Origin of the sequence: Bacillus sp. G1(2015b) (assembly GCF_001482475.1) — a bacterium.
Classification (GTDB): Bacteria; Bacillota; Bacilli; order Bacillales; family Bacillaceae; genus Bacillus; species Bacillus safensis.
Genome location: NZ_LKIC01000010.1, coordinates 66,869 through 82,727 on the forward strand (window position 1 = coordinate 66,869; position 15,859 = coordinate 82,727).

General features: G+C 41.0%; 20 protein-coding genes. 1 reads left to right on the top strand and 19 read right to left on the bottom strand.

All coding sequences use genetic code 11. The annotated features are described in order from the left end of the window. Nucleotides 1-71: 71 nt before the first annotated feature. The 14 genes from hepT to AMR95_RS07180 all read right to left on the bottom strand — a co-directional run bounded on the left by hepT (nucleotide 72) and on the right by AMR95_RS07180 (nucleotide 11,419). Complete coding sequence (gene hepT / locus AMR95_RS07115) at nucleotides 72-1,034, bottom strand: heptaprenyl diphosphate synthase component II (RefSeq protein WP_041085904.1); 963 nt, start codon at nucleotides 1,032-1,034, stop codon at nucleotides 72-74. 24 nt (nucleotides 1,035-1,058) lie between these two features. Continuing rightward, nucleotides 1,059-1,763, bottom strand: a complete 705-nt coding sequence (locus tag AMR95_RS07120) for a demethylmenaquinone methyltransferase (protein WP_024422810.1) — start codon at nucleotides 1,761-1,763, stop codon at nucleotides 1,059-1,061. Nucleotides 1,764-1,766: 3 nt separating this feature from the next. Continuing rightward, nucleotides 1,767-2,534 (bottom strand): heptaprenyl diphosphate synthase component 1, encoded by a 768-nt coding sequence (locus tag AMR95_RS07125; protein ID WP_041085908.1) that lies wholly within the window; start codon nucleotides 2,532-2,534, stop codon nucleotides 1,767-1,769. A 115-nt stretch (nucleotides 2,535-2,649) separates the two neighbouring features. Further along, nucleotides 2,650-2,880 (bottom strand): trp RNA-binding attenuation protein MtrB, encoded by a 231-nt coding sequence (gene mtrB, locus AMR95_RS07130; RefSeq protein ID WP_008344541.1) that lies wholly within the window; start codon nucleotides 2,878-2,880, stop codon nucleotides 2,650-2,652. A 24-nt stretch (nucleotides 2,881-2,904) separates the two neighbouring features. Then, nucleotides 2,905-3,474, bottom strand: coding sequence for a GTP cyclohydrolase I FolE (gene folE / locus AMR95_RS07135; protein WP_003215789.1), 570 nt, complete (start codon nucleotides 3,472-3,474; stop codon nucleotides 2,905-2,907). 190 nt (nucleotides 3,475-3,664) lie between these two features. Next, nucleotides 3,665-3,943, bottom strand: a complete 279-nt coding sequence (gene hbs / locus AMR95_RS07140; RefSeq protein ID WP_003215863.1) for a non-specific DNA-binding protein Hbs — start codon at nucleotides 3,941-3,943, stop codon at nucleotides 3,665-3,667. 374 nt (nucleotides 3,944-4,317) lie between these two features. After that, entirely contained in the window at nucleotides 4,318-5,796 is a 1,479-nt protein-coding gene (gene spoIVA, locus AMR95_RS07145; protein ID WP_008344534.1) for a stage IV sporulation protein A, read from the bottom strand. A 204-nt stretch (nucleotides 5,797-6,000) separates the two neighbouring features. Further along, a complete protein-coding gene (locus AMR95_RS07150; protein WP_058837960.1) occupies nucleotides 6,001-6,726 on the bottom strand; it encodes a hypothetical protein in 726 nt (241 codons plus the stop codon). Nucleotides 6,727-6,743: 17 nt separating this feature from the next. Beyond that, the gene (locus AMR95_RS07155) at nucleotides 6,744-6,947 is read right to left on the bottom strand and encodes a DUF2768 domain-containing protein (RefSeq protein ID WP_034280421.1); all 204 of its coding nucleotides are present in this window, start codon (nucleotides 6,945-6,947) and stop codon (nucleotides 6,744-6,746) included. A gap of 265 nt (nucleotides 6,948-7,212) precedes the next feature. Beyond that, the gene (locus AMR95_RS07160; protein WP_058837961.1) at nucleotides 7,213-8,250 is read right to left on the bottom strand and encodes an NAD(P)H-dependent glycerol-3-phosphate dehydrogenase; all 1,038 of its coding nucleotides are present in this window, start codon (nucleotides 8,248-8,250) and stop codon (nucleotides 7,213-7,215) included. A gap of 14 nt (nucleotides 8,251-8,264) precedes the next feature. Beyond that, nucleotides 8,265-9,575 carry a ribosome biogenesis GTPase Der gene (gene der, locus AMR95_RS07165; RefSeq protein WP_041085918.1) on the bottom strand — a complete coding sequence of 437 codons (1,311 nt, stop codon included), beginning with the start codon at nucleotides 9,573-9,575 and terminating at the stop codon, nucleotides 8,265-8,267. Nucleotides 9,576-9,734: 159 nt separating this feature from the next. Next, on the bottom strand, nucleotides 9,735-9,929 hold the full coding sequence (locus AMR95_RS07170) for a capping complex subunit for YIEGIA (protein ID WP_008344527.1): 195 nt from the start codon (nucleotides 9,927-9,929) through the stop codon (nucleotides 9,735-9,737). 6 nt (nucleotides 9,930-9,935) lie between these two features. Then, nucleotides 9,936-10,820, bottom strand: coding sequence for a YIEGIA family protein (locus AMR95_RS07175; protein WP_039179575.1), 885 nt, complete (start codon nucleotides 10,818-10,820; stop codon nucleotides 9,936-9,938). Then, entirely contained in the window at nucleotides 10,817-11,419 is a 603-nt protein-coding gene (locus AMR95_RS07180; protein WP_421727355.1) for a YphA family membrane protein, read from the bottom strand. Before AMR95_RS07180 ends, AMR95_RS07175 begins: the two co-directional genes overlap by 4 nt. Nucleotides 11,420-11,538: 119 nt before the next feature. On the opposite strand from AMR95_RS07180, the gene AMR95_RS18805 reads away from it, so the two are divergent. After that, nucleotides 11,539-11,670, top strand: a complete 132-nt coding sequence (locus AMR95_RS18805; protein ID WP_064497540.1) for a YpzI family protein — start codon at nucleotides 11,539-11,541, stop codon at nucleotides 11,668-11,670. Nucleotides 11,671-11,686: 16 nt separating this feature from the next. Here the strand turns inward: AMR95_RS18805 and fni are convergent, their stop codons facing one another. From fni to AMR95_RS07205, 5 genes are all read right to left on the bottom strand, one after another. Beyond that, nucleotides 11,687-12,742 (bottom strand): type 2 isopentenyl-diphosphate Delta-isomerase, encoded by a 1,056-nt coding sequence (gene fni, locus AMR95_RS07185; RefSeq protein ID WP_058837962.1) that lies wholly within the window; start codon nucleotides 12,740-12,742, stop codon nucleotides 11,687-11,689. A gap of 14 nt (nucleotides 12,743-12,756) precedes the next feature. Beyond that, the gene (gene rpsA / locus AMR95_RS07190) at nucleotides 12,757-13,908 is read right to left on the bottom strand and encodes a 30S ribosomal protein S1 (protein WP_041085926.1); all 1,152 of its coding nucleotides are present in this window, start codon (nucleotides 13,906-13,908) and stop codon (nucleotides 12,757-12,759) included. Nucleotides 13,909-14,131: 223 nt separating this feature from the next. Next, the gene (cmk, locus tag AMR95_RS07195) at nucleotides 14,132-14,809 is read right to left on the bottom strand and encodes a (d)CMP kinase (protein WP_039179588.1); all 678 of its coding nucleotides are present in this window, start codon (nucleotides 14,807-14,809) and stop codon (nucleotides 14,132-14,134) included. Between the two features lie 71 nt (nucleotides 14,810-14,880). Continuing rightward, a complete protein-coding gene (locus tag AMR95_RS07200; protein WP_041109645.1) occupies nucleotides 14,881-15,063 on the bottom strand; it encodes a YpfB family protein in 183 nt (60 codons plus the stop codon). A gap of 63 nt (nucleotides 15,064-15,126) precedes the next feature. Next, on the bottom strand, nucleotides 15,127-15,774 hold the full coding sequence (locus tag AMR95_RS07205; protein ID WP_058837963.1) for a flagellar brake protein: 648 nt from the start codon (nucleotides 15,772-15,774) through the stop codon (nucleotides 15,127-15,129). Between the last annotated feature and the right edge of the window lie 85 nt (nucleotides 15,775-15,859).

A 15,859-nucleotide genomic window follows, 5' to 3' on the forward strand; every position in this document is an offset into this window, starting at 1 on the left:
TATCATTTTTTTTTATAATAATCAATTTTTGACAAAAAATTTCACAAAAAAACCAATCAACATAACGTTGATTAGAATTTTCGTTTCCCAATATATTTTGCAATAGAGGCGAGTGACGTTCTCGCTCGTCCTCGAGGAAGTTTGTCGAGCTGTTCAAAAGCTTTTTTCAAATACATTTCACTCACTCGAATCGAGCGGTCGATCGCATCTGTTTGTTTGAGGCTTTCAATGACAGGCTTCAGCTGCTTCTCCGTCGTTTCACTATTGATCAGCTTCAATTGACCTTCTAGTGTCGGATTTTTCAGTGCATATAAAACTGGGAGTGTGACATTCCCTTGTAAAAGGTCTCCTCCAACAGGCTTGCCCAGCTCTTCTTCTGTTGATGTGAAATCAAGGACATCATCAATGATCTGATAAGACATGCCGACATAGTATCCAAACCAATAGAGGGCTTTATGTGTTTTTTCATCTGTACCTGCTGCAATGGCGCCTAATTGACAGCTGCCCGCAATAAGCAAGGCTGTTTTTCGTTTGATTCTTCTTAAATATGTACGCAGGTTCTGTTCCATATTATATTTATCTTTCACTTGCTCTATTTCACCAAGACAGAGCTCAACGACCATTTTTGACAAAATTTCATGTGCCATTGGGTGATTGATTTTTGTCATGTATTCAAGTGATCTCGCAAACATATAATCCCCTGTGTACATGGCAATTCTGTTATCCCATTTTGCCTTTATCGTTGGTTTACCTCTTCTCAGCTCTGCATCATCAATCACATCATCGTGAACGAGTGATGCCATATGAATCAGCTCGAGAGCAACGGCAACATATTTAATTTTATTAATGTCATAGTCACCAAACATGCCTGAAAGGAGAACAAAAACGGGGCGGATTCGTTTTCCGCCCGCTTGCAGCAAATGAAGACCTGCTTCACTTAATAATGCATAATCAGAGCGAACTGTTTGTTCAAGCTCTTTTTCAATTATATCGATATCATGATTTAAAAAAGAGATCATTGCTTTTAGTTTCATTATCTTCACCCAAATATCGTTTATTCAAAGCTTCTTTCCGATATGTGTTGCTGCTACACCGCCTGTAAATGGATGATACGAGACATCAGACAACCCGGCCTCTTCAAACAGAGCCGCCAGCTCTTTCATGCCAGGGAATGTTTTGGCTGATTCTTGAAGCCACGAATACTCCTGGTAACTTTTGGCAAACAGTTTACCAAAGAGCGGCATAATGTATTTGAAATAGATGTAGTAGCCCTGCTTAAAGCCGATCATCTCAGGCTGTGATGTCTCAAGACAAACAACCATTCCGCCGGGCTTCACTACTCGTGTCATTTCCTTTAGCACCGTTAAATAATCAGGGACGTTTCGAAGTCCAAAACCGATGGTGACATAATCAAATGAGTTGTCCTCAAAAGGAAGCTCCATCGCATTGCCGTGAAGCAATTCAATCTGTTTGTAGCCCCCAGTCTTCACCTTCGTTTCTCCAACACTCAGCATGTTTTTACTGAAATCAAGGCCTTTGACCTCGCCTTTTTCTCCAACAGCATCTGCAAGCGCAATTGTCCAATCGGCTGTCCCGCAGCATACATCTAATGCTTTAGAGCCTTTTTGCACATTCATGAGCTTCATTGTTTTATCACGCCATTTTTTATGCTGTTTAAAGCTGATGACAGAGTTCATTTGATCATAGTTTTTATAAATTTTTTCAAATACACCGTGTACTCGCTGTTCTTTTGATTGCTGCATGACTTACCCTTCTTCCACTTTCTGATGGTACGCAGGCTCATTTTTCATATGATCCAAGCGATTTAATAGCTCTTTTTGAACGACCGGAGATGAAACAAGATGCTCCTTGATCGGCCGTTTGGCCTTTTCATAGCCTTCATTCTCAAAGTTGTCAAAACATGAATAGGCGTCCGTATAACTATCGTTCAAAAAAAGTTTTAAATGTTTGTCATTTTCTGCTTGTTTCATGAAACGTTTATAAACAAGAAAACGACTTGCAATCTCATTCCAATGCGTTAATTGAAAATGCTCAGAAATCCTTTGGAAAAGCGCAGATTCAACTGTAGCTACACTTTTGTAAAAGTGCGCTGCATCTTGAATGGACCGGTCATACAGTCTAATTTTATGTTCATTGATCTCTTTGATCGCCGTAGCGAGCGTGCGGATCATATAAATGTCTTTCATGTCAGAGAGAAGAGAATAATAGAGACCGCTGAAATAGTCTCCTGCCAGGATGGTCAGCTGACGATTTTTGAATTCGTCTTGCTTGATGGCTGCAGCAGTTGTGACTTCGTCATGGGTATCAAGGGCAATTTGCACAAGCATCGCCGTTAAAATATAATTTTCTTTTTTCTCTGCATCAATTTGAGCTTCATCAAACATTGCATGAAAAAGAAGGAGCTTATCTTCATCGATGAGTGGTGCGCGTAAATGCTTCGCCAAATAAGGATGAGAAAGCTTTTTATTTAATTTTATATTTAGATTAGATAAAATTCCGTAGATGTCTTGCAAAGATATCACCCTTGTCCCAAAAATTACAGTTTCATATGTAGACCTGCACATTGTATAGAGATTTATTATACCATATCAGCTCTCACTTTTATGCTATCAAGTGCATACAAGTTCTTTATTTCTTTGCTTCGCTTTGAATTTCACCGAAGCTTGTTTGAATGACAGCATCGCCTCTTACTTTGATCGCTGACGTATGCTCAGTAAATTGTGCAATGATCACTTCACCTTTATCAAGCTTCTCGGAATGGTGAAATCTTGTATCAGAGCCTCTTGTTAGGCCGATGACGTTTACACCATTATCAATGGCTTTAATCACCACAAAATCAGATGCTTTATTTTCACTCATTTTGTTCACCGTCCATCTATTGAATTAGTCGTTTTTAATAAAGGAAAGCACTTCTGCTCTTGCGGCTGCATCATTTGCAAATGTGCCGCGTACTGCTGAGGTCACTGTTTTAGCGCCTGGCTTTTTCACTCCGCGCATCGTCATACACATATGCTCTGCTTCAACGACAATCATCACGCCATGCGGATTAAGTGTTTCCACCATACTATCTGCAATAGTTGATGTAATGCGTTCCTGAAGCTGCGGGCGTTTTGCCACGGCTTCGACTGCTCTTGCCAGCTTGCTAAGTCCCGTTACTTTTCCGCCGCGCGGAATATAAGCAACGTGGGCTTTCCCGTAGAAAGGCACGAGGTGGTGTTCACACATTGAATGGAAAGCAATATCTTTTACAAGGACGAGTTCTTCGTGGTCTTCGCCAAAAATGGTTTTAAAATGTTCTTTTGGATCTTCATTTAATCCTGAAAACACTTCTTCATACATTTTTGCGACTCGTTTTGGGGTATCGAGAAGTCCTTCACGATCTGGATCTTCTCCGATTGCTTTTAATATATCGCGTACTGCGTGTTCAATTAATTCTTTATTTATTTCACTCATGTATTATATCCTCCAAAGGCGATTACATTTCATTCAGATTCTAGCACACTTCAGATCCTAAAAGCAAAGGAGAGCGTTCTAAACGAACCTTTTGATTCAAAAGGAAAAGCCCCTTATGAAAGGGGCTTTTCTAGACCAGTGTGAAACTGTATATGTATAACTCCTTCAACAGGATCATTACACATAACGATTATTTACCTGCCACCGCGTCTTTAAGTGCTTTACCTGGTTTGAAAGCAGGTACTTTGCTTGCAGGGATTTCGATCTCTGCACCAGTTTGTGGGTTACGTCCTTTACGAGCTGAACGCTCACGTACTTCAAAGTTACCAAAACCAATAAGTTGGATTTTGTCACCATTTTTAAGTGCATCTAAAATTGTATCAAAAACAGAATCAACTGCTTTTGTCGCGTCTTTTTTAGATAGTTCGCTTGCTTCAGCAACCGCGTTAATAAGTTCTGTCTTGTTCATGCCTTTCACCTCCTCCCAAAAATATGCATTCAATAGATTGTTATCATTTCTTCACAATTCATCTTCTTTCTATACCCTTTTTCAGAAAAAAAGAGCGTCTAGAAAGCGTTATACATGGCTTTTCATTAGAAAACATCTCTTTGAAGGAATGTTTGTCCAACAAAGTGAAGATTTTCTGTAAGTAGATTAACACATATGAAATACCATATCAAGCATTTTAAAGGGTAGAATCCTTATTCGTCAAGGATTAAGGGCACTTTTGCGAACGAATATTCCTAATTTCAACCTGAATCTGACTAATCTTTATACAATTGTCTTTTTATGACTCATTCAATACGCAAAAAAAGACCCCTATCAATGAGAGGTCTCACTTGCTATAAAATAATCGCAATCAAACCGCCTGATCCTTCGTTGATGATTCTTTCAAGTGTTTCCTTCAGCTTATATCTTGCGTTTTCCGGCATGAGAGACAGCTTTGCTTGAATGCCTTCTCTGACAAGGGAGCTGAGGGAGCGGCCAAATATATCTGAATTCCAGATCGAAAGCGGATCATCTTCAAAGTCTTGCATTAAGTAGCGGACGAGCTCTTCACTTTGTTTTTCTGTTCCGATAATCGGTGCAAATTCGCTCTCTACATCTACTTTGATCATGTGAATAGATGGCGCTACCGCTTTTAACCTTACGCCGAATCTTGATCCCTGCCTAATGATTTCTGGCTCATCTAAACTCATATCTGACAACGCTGGCGCTGCAATCCCATAACCAGTCTGCTTCACCATTTTTAATGCGTCTGATACTTGATCATATTCTGTCTTAGCATGAGCAAAATCTTGCATGAGCTCTAGCAGATGGTCTTTCCCTCTAATTTCTACACCAACGACTTCTTTTAAAATATGATCATATAGATCATCTGGCGCATACAGGTCAATCTCAGCAATCCCTTGACCCATTTCAATTCCTGCTAAACCCGCTCTTTCAATAAAATCAAATTCACTGAATTGACCAACGACACGGTCGACATCTCTTAATCTTTTAATATCCTTTACGGTTTCCTTCACTGAATCCTGGTAGCTCTCTCTCAGCCAGTGATCTTCTTTCAGTACCATCACCCAGCTTGGCAGGTTCACATTCACCTCTAGAACTGGGAATTCATATAATGCTTCACGAAGTACACTGAGTACGTCTTGCTCTCTCATACTTTCTACGCTCATGGCGAGTACTGGAATATCATACTTTTGGCTAAGTTCCTGCCGGAGCGCTTCTGTTTCAGGATGATATGGCCTCACTGAGTTGATGACCATAATAAATGGCTTTCCAACCTCTTTGAGTTCATCAATCACACGTTCTTCAGATTCAATATAATCATGTCTTGGGATTTCTCCAATGGACCCATCTGTTGTAATCACTACACCTATTGTTGAATGCTCTTGAATGACCTTGCGTGTACCAATTTCCGCTGCTTCATGAAACGGGATTGGCTCTTCATACCACGGCGTATTGATCATTCTTGGGCCATTTTCATCTTCATACCCGCGCGCACCAGGGACAGTGTATCCCACACAATCGACAAGCCTGATGTTGACATCAAGACCGTCACTCACGTGAATAGATGCTGCTTGATTCGGTACAAATTTTGGCTCTGTGGTCATAATGGTTTTTCCTGCTGCACTTTGCGGCAATTCATCCTGTGCTCTTGCACGATCTGCCTCATTATTGATATTCGGGAGCACCACGAGCTCCATAAACTTTTTAATAAACGTAGATTTCCCTGTACGAACAGCGCCAACGACTCCTAAATATATATCGCCTCCTGTTCGTTCAGCGATATCCTTGAAAATATCGACTTTTTCCAAGTGATCCCCTCCCGGACTTGCTATCCTCGTTTTCAAATTAAATACTCTATTCTTCAATCAAACTGTGCTTGAAAGGTGTCTGGACAATATATGTGTATGACGTTGTCCTATTTGAATATGACACCTTTTTGTTTTGAGAGTATGTTTAGCCATAAAAAAACCTTTCTCCTCATTTATATGCAGAGGAAAAAGGTTCATTCTTGTTTATGACGTCTTTTTTTCTAAAAAGGCAGGCTCACCTTTTTTGTTGATGGTATATGGGACAGAAAACGCGGGTACAAACGGGGTTTCCTGCCAATATACATCTTGAATGTTTTCACCTGGTTTCAGCTTTTGCTTCGAATTCTTCAAAATATGAGCAAAATCACTGCGGTAGTCCACATAGATGTCACCGTTTGATGAAATTAGTAATGGGAGGGAATTCCCTGTCACAGGACTCATGACCGCAGGCGGCGATTTTAATCCTAATTTTTTTTCATTTAACGTATATAAATTGGCTGATACGACTTTGCCGTATGGCGGATATGTATGTTCATCTTGATACATCTTGATCCTAAGACGTAATTCATTGATGGTTTGCGTCATTTTGACATCAAGCAGTTTCACAGTTGGTTTCTTTTCGACGTCTGTGAGGACATAAATATATTCGCCCCCGCCTTCATAAGATGTAGACGGTACATCGTGTAAATATCTTGGTGACAAGCGCTTAAAGTCGATGACATATTTCTGATAAACCGGCGTGTCTGCTTCTTTCGTTTCTATAGGCAGAAGACCATTTGTTGCTTTTTGAAATTCCTCAATGGCTGTCTGGACACTTTGCAGCTGCTCTTCGTATGGCACCCGGTTCTCAGCTTTGCGATTTTCTGGATACAGACATCCTGTTAATAACATAAGTGCTAACAGCGTGACACTGACTTTTGCTTTGATCATCACATTCTTCCTTTTCTTTATTCATTGACCGGCCCGCTAAAGACAACTAAAAACACAATGATACCTGATATCAGCATCAAGCTGTATGCGACGGTTGAGGCTGTTATTTTAAGAAATTTGCTTTTCAGCTTAAACCTGCTGAAATAAATGGTTACTACGGCTAAAAACATGAGCCCCATTGAACCAAGCGCAAACCACATCTTGATTAAAGCAAAACTCATCGTGCCTGTCCCCCTTTAAAACGAACGAATTGTAAGCGTTTATATTTCATTTTAAACCAAAAATAAGGTAAATACCAATCATTTTTCCAATCATTCAGAAAAAGCGCATAAAAAAACTGAAGCAAAGAGGGGGACTCTGCTTCAGTCATTGGATCGACTATTTTCCTCATTCTGTAGAGGCAAAGCTCTATTCAAACTTCATTGCTATGTTATGCAAGTCTTCCCCTTCTTGCATCCTCTACATGCCTAAGTTCAGTCTTTCCATTTATTTTGTTTGGTTTTCAAACATGTTCACAAGGTCTTCCATCTCATGTGTTTTCACACGTGCCATTAAAGATTCTACAGCATCGTCAACCTTTTTCCCTTCAAACAGGACGCCGTAAAGAGCCTCTGTAATCGGCATGCTGACCTTGTATTCTTTAGAAAGCTGATAAGCGCCTTTTGTTGTGCGGACGCCTTCGACAACCATCCCCATTTTTTCAAGCACTTCTTCGAGCTTATATCCTTTACCGAGTAAATTCCCGCAGCGCCAGTTACGTGAATGAACACTTGTACATGTCACAATCAAATCGCCAACACCTGTTAATCCGGCAAATGTAAGGGGATTCCCTCCCATTTTTGTGCCAAGACGTGCGATTTCAGCAAGTCCTCTAGTGATAAGCGCCGCTTTTGCATTGTCACCATATCCAAGTCCGTCTGTGATACCAGCCGCAAGAGCAATGATATTTTTCAATGCGCCGCCAATTTCTACCCCAATCACATCAGGGTTGGTGTACACTCTAAAATGATTGTTCATGAACAAATCTTGAACAAATTGAGCTGCTTCAATATTTTCTGATGAGACAGTAACAGTTGTCGGATGACGCAGACCTACTTCTTCTGCATGACTTGGCCCTGATAGGACAACGACAGCTTCTCTTTTCTCAGATGGGACTTCTTGTTCAATCATTTGAGAAATTCTAAGAAGTGTATCTGGTTCGATTCCCTTACTCACATGGACAAACGGCACCTTCGATGAAATCAGCTCATTTGCCTGCTTCAATACCTCACGAATGGCCTTTGTTGGCACAGCGACAATAATCGCCTCTGTCCCCTCTAAAGCCTGCTTCATATTGGTTGTCGCCTGAATAGACGCTGGCAGTTCGACATTTGGCAAGTAATCATGATTTTCATGTTTCTCATTGATTTGATCAATGAGCTCTTGTCTATGTCCCCACATGTGTACATCATGATGATTATCAGCTAATACAAGCGCAAGAGCTGTTCCCCAGCTGCCTGCTCCAAGTACGGAAATTTTCTTCATCCTGCTCACCCTTTTTATTTTCTCGCTCTCGCAAATATTTTAATCGGTGTTCCTTCGAAACCAAATGCATCTCGAATGCGGTTTTCTAGGAAACGCTCATAAGAAAAGTGCATAAGCTCTGGATCGTTTACAAACACAACGAAGGACGGAGGCTTAATAGCCACCTGTGTTGCATAGTAAATTTTGAGGCGCTGTCCGTTATGGGTCGGCGTTGGATTCATCGCCACCGCATCCATGATGATATCATTTAAAATATTGGTTTGAACGCGCATTGCATGGTTTTCGCTCGCTGTGATAATCGACGGCATTAATGTATGAATTCTCTTTTTCGTAAGAGCAGACATAAACAAGACAGGTGCATAATCAAGGAATTGAAAATGCTCACGGATGTTTTGCTCAAATTCCTTCATCGTACGCTCATCTTTTTCAACTGCATCCCATTTGTTCACAATGATGACAACAGCTTTACCAGCTTCGTGTGCATAGCCCGCAATTCGTTTATCCTGCTCAATAATGCCTTCCTCGCCGTCAAGTACAACAGCGACAACATCAGAACGATCAATGGCTTTTAATGCACGAAGCACACTGTATTTCTCTGTTGTTTCATATACTTTCCCTTTTTTCCTCATACCTGCTGTATCAACAATGACAAAATCACGCTGATTGTACGTAAACATCGTATCGACAGCATCTCTTGTTGTACCAGCGATGTTGCTGACAATGACGCGGTCTTCTCCCAGCATGGCATTCACTAATGAAGATTTCCCTACATTCGGGCGGCCAATTAAGCAGAACTGAACAACTTCTTCATCATATTGCGTATCCGGTAAATTCTTAAAATGTTCTGCAACTGCATCAAGCAGATCACCAAGACCTAACCCGTGTGTTCCAGAAATCGGAAACGGCTCGCCAAATCCGAGCGCATAAAAGTCATACACGTCGCTTCTCATTTCAGGGTTGTCCAGTTTATTGACAGCAAGTACGACTGGCTTTTTCGTGCGATATAAAATTTTTGCGACTTCTTCATCCGCAGATGTCACGCCATCTCGGCCATTCACCATAAAGATAATGACATCCGCTTCGTCCATTGCGATTTCTGCCTGATGGCGAATTTGCGCCAAGAATGGCTCATCTCCAATATCAATTCCACCAGTATCTATTAAATTAAAGTCATAATTTAACCATTCAGCAGAGCTATAGATTCGATCTCTTGTTACACCAGGTGTGTCTTCTACAATCGATATTCTTTCGCCTGCGATTCGATTAAAAATTGTAGATTTTCCAACGTTGGGCCTTCCAACAATGGCTACGACAGGTTTACCCATAGTACCCTTCCTTTCAATCCAGCCGCGATTCAATATGTTCATCATCATGTTTCAACCGGGATTTAAAATTTTCATTCAGTTTTATGAAATAAACCCTTCAAACATGAAGGGTTCAACTTATATATTATATCAATTTTTAATCAGACCACAATGAATAACTTAAAAATGTTTGACAATCAAGTAAAGATCTTCTCCAATGCCGTGTGCAATTCCATCTAAAATGGCCTCTAAATTCATGGCATACATGTCGAGTTCTTCTTTATTTTCACAGAAAAAAACGGCTGTTCCGCCAATGACCCGCTCTTTATTTGTTGTCGCCACAGCCAATATAAATTGTTCAATGGTGTTCGCCATGCCCTATTACCTCACTTTCTTTTTAATGAAATCTGTCGGCATTCGAATGGCATTTTCTAAAATAGGCACCTCTTCTAATACACGGACAGCCAAATCTTCACGATACCATTGCGGTAAAATGAACACGCCAAGTGTGCCGTTATTCAGATCACGTTTTGCGAGCGGACAGAGCGATGGTTCCCCAGAATCGCGATACACTCCAAGCACGTTCGATAAATCAAATAAAATGGCTTGCCGCTGTCCAAGGTTGGCAATCGTTGTAGCAGAGTTGAAATTTTTCGGCGTCAAAATAAAGCCCATCCCATGCTCTAAAATGAGCTTTTGCTTTTCAGGCAGCCCGATATTCATAATGTATATATCATTCACATAAAGCCCTGCCCCATCAAAGCGGAGTTCCCCTTTTTGAATATTGACGATATCCTTTAATTGGCTGCCTGACATTAATAGCTTTGCCATGAAAAAACAAAGAATACCGACCACTGTTCCAACAACAAGCGAGAAGAAAATACAGGCTGTCGTTGTAATAAGTGCAGTGAGAATCGCAATATAATTTCGACTTTCAAAGGCAATGGCAATGCCTTCTATATATGTACTGCCTCGTGAGACAAGCTCGTACGAATCCATTTGGGTTAACGTATTTCTTTCCATATTTCTGACATCTCGAAATTGCGTGGCTGCCAAAGTGAGAAAGGTAATCGCCGTAAATTCCTCCTGAATCAGTGCAGGCATAATGATTGCACCTAATCCTGACGCAATAAAACCAAGCGCAATGTGAATCACTTGTCCATGAATATACGTAGGGTATTGCCGGTAATCGGTTCTTAACATGTAAAGTCTGGCCGCCATCCCAAAGATGACACCAATAATCACAGGAAACGTATAGTCTGTCATGTTGATTTTGCAGCCCCTTTTACTGATTTTCTTGATGAACGGGCGTTGAAGAGCTTTTCAAGCTGATCGACACCTAATAGGAAGACCGCTCCTTGCACAACGAAGGAAAGAAAAGAGAGATCCCCTATGACAATTGATGATGTGAGGCGGTGAATCGTCAGCGCATAAAGGGCTTCGCCGAGACATACTGACATCATCCATAGGGTGATTCTTTCCGTTAACGGCTGTCCATATGTCATACACATTAAGATCAGCAAGGCAAATACGACCCAATCCACCTTTATTATCGTGAACCAAACAGGGTCATATAATGCAAACATCATAAAAAAGGCATACGCGCTCACCATTGAGCCCAATTGCATGATCCTCATGAATCGATAACCAGGCCTGAATATGACGAAAGCGGCACATGCATATAAAAGAGTCATCAAGAATCCCGCATTCATGCTCATATCTAAAACGGATATCATGAAATGACTGGATATAATATGGACAAGTACACAGATACCTAGCACGCTGCGCCACAAACTTTTTTCCATGATAAATGTCACCATAATCCAAACGAACCATATAGACCAATAATAGTACAAAGCCTCCAACGCCTCATCACCTCAATTACATTATGGGAAAATCTCCAATTTTTAAACATGCGGATCGTTACCGGCTCTGTATGAAATAAACAAGAGGTGACACCCTAATGATTGAGGAGGGATGAGTGATGGGAAAAGATAGACAGGAAAAGCGTTTAAAGGCGTCAAAAAGAGTGGAATCTGATCGTGATCAATCCATTCATCATAAAGGTGCAACAGCATTAGAAGGTCCAGAAAGCGCTCGAAAAAGAAATCAATAAAAAAAGGCATGTGATATCACATGCCCCTCTTACTATAGTACGTTGTGTCAACGCCTCTTTCTTTGAGCCAATGACTTGTTTCCCCTGAGATCACAACTGGAGCTTGTCTCAGTTCTTCAATCGTCTTCACACCAAGCACTGTCATCATCATCTTGATATCTTCTTGAAGATCCATGATATCTGCGATGAGGCCGCTTTCTCCTCCACTGGTCAATGATTTTAAGAAAAATCCAGCAAGACCAGCAGCAGATGCGCCAAGAGCTAATGATTTGGTTACATCAAGAGCATCTTTGATACCTCCGGAGGCTAAAATCGTTTGATTCTGAAAGGCTGTATGTACTTCAGCAAGACTCGCTGCAGTTGGAATCCCCCATTGATCAAAATAACGAAGGGCTTTTTGGCGGCGGAGATTTTCAATCTTAGAAAAGTTCGTCCCACCAAATCCGCCTACATCAATGGCTGCAACCCCAGCATGGAATAACTTTCTTGCCGTCTCCTTGCTCATGCCAAATCCGACTTCCTTCACGACAACAGGCACACCAACAGATTGAGCGATAGCTGCAATCCGCTCAAGCGCCCCCCTGAAATCGCGATCCCCTTCAGGCATGACAATCTCTTGGATGACATTCAGGTGAATCTGGAGCATATTTGCCTCGAGCATGCTGACTGCTTCTTGAGCTTGCTTAATCGTCGCTTCACTGCCTAAATTCGCAAATACAATTCCATCCGGATTGACTTTACGAACGATTTCATATGTTCGTCTTTCTTCTTTATCTTTCAGTGCAGCCATTTGTGATCCAACTGCTACTGGGATATTGGTCTCCTTCGCTGCGATCGATAAAGAGCGGTTGATCTCATAGGTAGATTCTCCGCCCCCGCCAGTCATTGCATTGATAAAAATTGGCGAACCGAAAGTCAGTCCGCCAATTGTCGTATGTGTATCAATTTGTGATGTTGCAAGATCTGGTAAACTGGCGTGAACGAAGGAAACATCTTCTAAACCTGTTGCTGCATGCTGGCCAGTGGACAACGCATGCTCAATATGCTGTTTCTTTCTTTCTGCTCGCGTCAATTTTGATCACCAAATTATTTTAGTTTATTGAGTTTATCGCCGATCAGGTCACCAAGCTGGAATCCGCTAGTGTTTTCTTCTTTCGCCTGATATTGACGATAATCCTCTTCGATTTGTTTTTCAGGATTTTCTTCTAAATCACGAATGCTTAGTGAGATGCGCTCTTCGTCTTCATTCACATCAAGCACTTTCACTTTAACAGTCTGCCCTTCTTCAAGGACTTCTTGCGGCGTGCCGATATGTTTATGAGAGATTTGGGAAATATGCACAAGCCCTTCTACACCTGGCAGAATTTCAACAAATGCACCAAAGCTCACAAGACGTTGAACAGTTCCTTCAAGCACATCACCTTGTTTTACCTTTTCACCAATTTGGCTCCAAGGTCCTGGTAATGTTTCTTTAATAGATAGTGAGATACGTTCGTTATCACGATCAACAGCAAGTACTTTGACCTGGACTTCCTGTCCTTCTTCTACTACGTCAGATGGCTTTTCAACATGCGCATGGGATAGTTGAGAAATGTGAACTAATCCATCAATGCCGCCAATGTCAACAAATGCACCAAAATCAGTAAGCCTCTGCACTTTACCATCAATCACACTGCCTACTTCAAGCTTTTGCAGGAAGTCTTGCTTTTTGTCTAACTGCTCTTGCTCAACGACTGCACGGTGCGAGAGAATCACGCGATTTTTTTCGCGGTCAAGTTCTACCACGACAAGTGAGAGTGTTTTCCCTTTGTAATCTGTGAAGTCTTCTACATAGTGTGCTTCTACTAGAGATGCAGGAATAAATCCACGCACACCAATGTCAACGACAAGACCACCTTTTACAACGTCTTTTACTTCAGCTTCAAATACTTCTTTTGTTTCAAACTTTTTCTCTAGGTCTTCCCAAGCGCGGTCTGCATCAACAGCACGTTTAGATAAAATCAAAGCATCGTCTTCGACCTTTGTTACTTTAAGCTCTAACTCGTCGCCATCTTTCACGACATCTGATGCTTTTTCAACGTGAAGACTTGATAATTCACTGATTGGGATGATACCAGGTTGTTTCACATTGACGATATCTACATTGACATGCTTGTCCTCAACTTTAGAAACAATCCCTTTCACTACATCTCCAACCTCTGGTACCTGAACATCGATTTGATTCATTTCCTCTGTCATTTCGATAACCTCCTTGGTCCAAACCTACACAGCTTAGTTAAAACGACTGGGCGAATATGTGTCTTAAGCATGATGAATGCCAGCCGAATATGTATTATAGAAACATTCAAATCAATATAATTGCTTGAATGATCAATAAAAATAGTATTAGTATAAACTTCTAATAAAAGACCTTGTTTGTCAAGAGATAAACCTCTAACTTATTAAAGTTTTCTAAAATTTCTTACTGTTTCTCTACGCGGTCTGCTGCATCTAAAATTTTCCCTGCCACCTCTTGAATAGAAAGGGAGGTTGTGTCAATTTCAATGGCGTCATCCGCTTTCTTTAAAGGTGAAACTTCACGCTCAGAATCAAGCTTGTCACGTCTTGCAATCTCTTCAATCAGCTGATCGTAATTGACATCGTAGCCTTTTTTCTGATTCTCTTCAAAGCGGCGTTTTGCTCTCTCTTCTACTGATGCAAGCAAGAAAATTTTCACTTCGGCATCTGGAAGTACGTGAGTGCCTATGTCTCTTCCATCCATAACGACACCACCTCGTTTGCCAAGCTCTTGCTGCCTGCGGACCATTTCTTCCCGAACAGCTCTGTGCTTTGCAACAACCGATACTTGGTTGCTTACGCGGTCTGTACGAATATCCTCTGTGACATCCGTATTGTTTAGATGGACTTTTTGACCCTCGCCTGTTGTTACAAGTTCAATGACTGTTTTTTTCAGTAATGAATCAAGTGCCTGTTCGTCTTCAAGGTCTACACCTTGATTAAGTGCCGCAAGTGTAATCGCGCGGTACATGGCACCTGTATCAATATAAATATATGATTTTTTGGCTGCGACAATTTTTGCCACAGTGCTTTTGCCTGCTGCTGCAGGACCATCAATTGCAATAGATAATTTCTTTTTCATAATACCTCTCCTTGATTGAATCTCCCTTATGAATTGTAACACGATCACCGCTCAAACGGGGGAATTTTCTATCAATCCTTCTGCTTAAACGTCTCAATCCATTCTTCAATGCTCATGTTATTCACACCCTCATACTGCACGACTTTTGACAAAAAAAGTTCTCCTTTCGTCAAATGAAGTGTGATCTGAACAGTTAGCAATAAAACAAGCTGAATGAACACCACTTTCAATAACCATCTTTCCATTGTCTTCATACAAAAAGCCTCCACGCTAGATTCTTTCCTCTCTAGTATGGAAGCTTTTTACACCCTTTATTCTTATGCTTTTTTCACACGTGTTAAAAGCTGCTGCTGGAAGCAGTATTTCATAATGTGCTGCTGGTGGTCATTTGTGATCTCTGAAAACTCCATGATCGCTCTTGTTTTGCCAGACTGTTCATCTTGATATACTCGATTCATCTCTGCAACCGCTTTAATTTTCACAGGCTCTTTTAAGGGAAGTTCAAACTCTGTGGCCACTTCTCCATAATCTTTCAATGACACGCCCTCAGGAACAGCAATCGCCACGCCGCCAGCACTTATATTCACAATAAACGTGTCAAAGGGCTCTTCGTCCGTTTGCATGATGGTGGCTTTGATCATCGTATCCACTCTCAAATATTCTCTTCGCTGAAGCCGGATCATTTTTTCTTTTGGCGGAATGGAAATAACAATCATCGGAATATCTTCTTTTCTTTTTCCGATGACTTCGCTTGTACATTTGTATGGAATTTGATTTTCGTCAAAAAAGAAGACGGTGATTTCTGTTTGCTGATTTAAGTAGATGGTGCGGCCCGTTTCTTTATCTGCTGGATAATTAATGCAAATATCATCGTTATTATTTTCCAAAACCTTCGATTTTGCTGTTTTCACTTCTTTGTTCTCATTGACATATTCAATTGTGATTGCATCCCCTATTTGTAACATTCCTCATCACTCTTTTCATCTGTGAAATCGTATCCTCTCCTATATTAAACCATGTCTAAAACAAAAGGAAAAGACTTATTAGCCT

Bases quoted from the DNA above. Each gene is read 5' to 3' on its own strand.
- mtrB (WP_008344541.1), bottom strand. From the start codon at position 2,880: ATGAGTGAAAATAAAGCATCTGATTTTGTGGTGATTAAAGCCATTGAT.
- der (WP_041085918.1), bottom strand. From the start codon at position 9,575: ATGGGTAAACCTGTCGTAGCCATTGTTGGAAGGCCCAACGTTGGAAAA.
- AMR95_RS07120 (WP_024422810.1), bottom strand. From the start codon at position 1,763: ATGCAGCAATCAAAAGAACAGCGAGTACACGGTGTATTTGAAAAAATT.
- hepT (WP_041085904.1), bottom strand. From the start codon at position 1,034: ATGAAACTAAAAGCAATGATCTCTTTTTTAAATCATGATATCGATATA.
- AMR95_RS07200 (WP_041109645.1), bottom strand. From the start codon at position 15,063: ATGAAGACAATGGAAAGATGGTTATTGAAAGTGGTGTTCATTCAGCTT.
- AMR95_RS07175 (WP_039179575.1), bottom strand. From the start codon at position 10,820: ATGACAGACTATACGTTTCCTGTGATTATTGGTGTCATCTTTGGGATG.
- cmk (WP_039179588.1), bottom strand. From the start codon at position 14,809: ATGAAAAAGAAATTATCTATTGCAATTGATGGTCCTGCAGCAGCAGGC.
- AMR95_RS18805 (WP_064497540.1), top strand. From the start codon at position 11,539: ATGGGAAAAGATAGACAGGAAAAGCGTTTAAAGGCGTCAAAAAGAGTG.
- AMR95_RS07160 (WP_058837961.1), bottom strand. From the start codon at position 8,250: ATGAAGAAAATTTCCGTACTTGGAGCAGGCAGCTGGGGAACAGCTCTT.
- AMR95_RS07150 (WP_058837960.1), bottom strand. From the start codon at position 6,726: ATGATCAAAGCAAAAGTCAGTGTCACGCTGTTAGCACTTATGTTATTA.
- rpsA (WP_041085926.1), bottom strand. From the start codon at position 13,908: ATGACAGAGGAAATGAATCAAATCGATGTTCAGGTACCAGAGGTTGGA.
- hbs (WP_003215863.1), bottom strand. From the start codon at position 3,943: ATGAACAAGACAGAACTTATTAACGCGGTTGCTGAAGCAAGCGAACTA.
- AMR95_RS07170 (WP_008344527.1), bottom strand. From the start codon at position 9,929: ATGGCGAACACCATTGAACAATTTATATTGGCTGTGGCGACAACAAAT.
- AMR95_RS07205 (WP_058837963.1), bottom strand. From the start codon at position 15,774: ATGTTACAAATAGGGGATGCAATCACAATTGAATATGTCAATGAGAAC.
- AMR95_RS07155 (WP_034280421.1), bottom strand. From the start codon at position 6,947: ATGAGTTTTGCTTTAATCAAGATGTGGTTTGCGCTTGGTTCAATGGGG.
- folE (WP_003215789.1), bottom strand. From the start codon at position 3,474: ATGAGTGAAATAAATAAAGAATTAATTGAACACGCAGTACGCGATATA.